The sequence below is a fragment of the Moorena sp. SIO4E2 genome (assembly GCF_010671945.1).
Lineage (GTDB): Bacteria > Cyanobacteriota > Cyanobacteriia > Cyanobacteriales > Coleofasciculaceae > Moorena > Moorena producens.
Window position 1 is genome coordinate 1 of record NZ_JAAHIE010000779.1, and the last position, 2,887, is coordinate 2,887.

A 2,887-nucleotide genomic window follows, 5' to 3' on the forward strand; every position below is an offset into this window, starting at 1 on the left:
TGGTATCCTTTCCCTCTGTGTTGACCCCTATAGTTAAACTGGGTAAATCTGCCTCCAAAACCATCAGGTGATCTGGAGTAGGGTCTCCAAAACCAATACAGGGATCATTGTTGCGATCGCTATTTGCAATCGATGACAACGAGTAAGCACCACCGGTGTGACCACTGACTTCTCCCTGACTTGGGGAAAAACCCGGTGATAAGTTTAAAGAAGCAAAATTCGCTGTCTGGGATAAAACGGGCATAGAACAGAGGGCTACTATTAAAGCTATGACTCCTCTAAGACCTTGTCGCACCATTGCAAAACCCTCCTAAGACTAGTTGTTACTATTTCCTCCCTATTTGAGTACGAGTAAACTCTAAACAATTACAGTACTTACTTATATTTTCCTATAAACCTCTGTTGTTTGATAGGAATAACTGTGACACTATGCTATCTGCCACATTGATTATTAATTGATACCTTTGTCGTTAATTTATTATTTAGCAATTAGCTTAAGCTATCAGCTATCAGCTTAAAAGCTACTTGAGATGCTACTTGAGGTCCTATCAGTTGCAGATAAGAAGAGCCTCAACTGGTACGTCAAAATCTCAAGTCTTGTTCATTTAAAATTGTTATATTTTTGGAAAAGTACGGCACACGCGCAACAGTTTATAGCAAATAGAAGCGCTGGTAAGGGCGATCATGGTAAAGGGTGTCGATAGTTTAATCATTTAAAGCCTCCTTGAAGAGGTGATTAGTATTGCTGAGCAGTTGTTTGCCTCTAATCTCGATCTTAGAGGATATCTGAAAAGTTTTTTTATACTGAATTTTGCCCCCCTAGCCGCCCTAGCGAGCAATCCCTCGCTTGGGGGGAACAAGAATCAATTTGCTGCTAAAAGTACCCCAAGCGAGCAATCCCTCGCTTGGGGGAACAACGGGGGCTTGGATGTAGCAAATGAGACTTCTCAGACAACCTCTTAGTGATTGCGTCATTGAATGGTAGATTCAACTAGCTTTAAGATTTTTGAAAATTTACTTTCCTATGGAAATTCAGGGCAAAAACATCTAAACTATAGAAGCCTTACTCAGACAAGATTACAAAATTAATAAGCAAAATTACTTATCGTATTAGTTTCATATCGAGTAGGCATTTCACCATTAGATGCGTTTACGCTGTATGGAACTTGGGAATAAAAAGAATAGTTTGGGCACCGGATGTTAATACTGATGGTAACTACTTTAAATATTGGTAGATATTAATCAGCCACCTTGACATCTCCCCCGGCTAAAGCACGGGGGATTCTTAAAGGATGTTACGCGGTAGGGTGAACCCGTACCGCTCCACCCTTATATCGATATGATTTAGACAAGTGACTGAATAAATCGTATCGGTGCGGGAGTGTCAATGCTCCCCTAGCCACCTTAGCCAGGTCGAATGGCTGTGTGGTTACTTTTCTGAGGATGTTACCAGCGCCGTTACAATCGGCGTTGATCAACATTCCTGAAGCAGTCTGATAAAGTCCGCGCCTAACTCTTTTGCCAGATGGCCTCCATCCTTTCGGCAAAGCCGACGCTACGCGAACGGGTTTTGCACCTAATTTCGGTAAGGAGTCGTCATCCAAGAAAGACGCTTTACTAGTGTATGACTCTTCTGTGATTATGAGCTTTATTCCATATTCGAGACAAAGTTGCTTAAGCCTTTCTATTAGTCGTTTAGTGGGAATAACTACAAACTTTTGATTACCTTTTCTCCCCATATTGGAACGGCTCTTTTGGCCTTCGTTCCAACCTATTACTATGTTTCCTATTCCGTCGTTCAAGCAGCGATTAATAATAAATCGGGCAGCTTTGTTGACTGCGTCCCTCATTTGATTGTTTCGCTTCAACTGGATTCTGTCTAGGGTTGAATTCCAGTATTTTTCTGGTTTTCCAGTTTTATGTTTCGCTACTAATCGGGAATAGCCTTGATTCATAGCCTTGAGCTTCTTTCCATCTACAATGAAGCTCTTCCCTAAGGTCGAAACGCAGGTCAGCCAATTATCTCCACCATGATCTATACCCAAGGCTTGGGAGTAATTGAGATCTGGATTAGTAGCTAGTGGCTGCTTCCCATCCTCTATGATCCAGTCGATCCACAGCTGTCCATAACAGGGGCGAACTGCGACCTCTTTAACCCAATCCGGATCTATAAAGTCCGGAGGATCTAAGGTTATTTGAGTTAGCAGTTCTGGCTTACTTTCTTTGCTAACTGAAGGATAAAACAAACCCTGCTTATAAGTGAGCGCCTGCCTAGGGAAAGTAACAGAAGCTAATCCACCGGATTTTCTGTAACGAGGAAATCTAGGTTTGTCAACTTCTCCTTTGTAATATAATCCAACTAACTGGTTATAGCTTGCGATCGCCTCTCCTACAGTTTTAAGAGTCTGCTGAGCAGATTGGGCAGCCATAGCTTTGTAGTGAGGCGACATTTTTAAAGCTTTATCTATCTCAGGGTATTTAACCCCACATTTGTAGGTCGTCCAACCTGCCTTTAGTTCGTCTTCTCGCCAATAAGTTGTATAAGCCTGCTGCTCTTCTAGCCATTTATAGTGTTTCTGTTTTGCGTAATAAATAGCGCAGTTAAATAAGCTATTAGCTTGCTGGCATTGAAATTCCCAAAACGCTTTTTCTTCATCTGAAAAAACAGCTTTTACTGGTATCGTCTTATACATTGATAACCTCGACCTCTTTTGTTACCATATGTCTAGTCTATACGTAGGGTCTAAATATGTCAATTCAAAACCAGAAAAACTCAAAGAAAAAGATGAGGGGAGTTCCTGTCTATTACGATGAACTCAAAAAACCACACACTATAATGTTCACTGACAGTGTGTGGAAGTGGTTACAACTTTCCGCCAAGGACTCA

General features: G+C 41.5%; 1 protein-coding gene and 1 pseudogene. Both read right to left on the reverse strand.

What is annotated here, in order from left to right:
- A pseudogene (locus tag F6K37_RS37060) lies at window positions 1–298 on the reverse strand (hypothetical protein); the annotation flags it as partial.
- A gap of 997 nt (window positions 299–1,295) precedes the next feature.
- A complete protein-coding gene (locus tag F6K37_RS37065) occupies window positions 1,296–2,693 on the reverse strand; it encodes an RNA-guided endonuclease InsQ/TnpB family protein (protein WP_287255986.1) in 1,398 nt (465 codons plus the stop codon).
- Between the last annotated feature and the right edge of the window lie 194 nt (window positions 2,694–2,887).

Bases quoted from the DNA above. Each gene is read 5' to 3' on its own strand.
- F6K37_RS37065 (WP_287255986.1), bottom strand. From the start codon at position 2,693: ATGTATAAGACGATACCAGTAAAAGCTGTTTTTTCAGATGAAGAAAAA.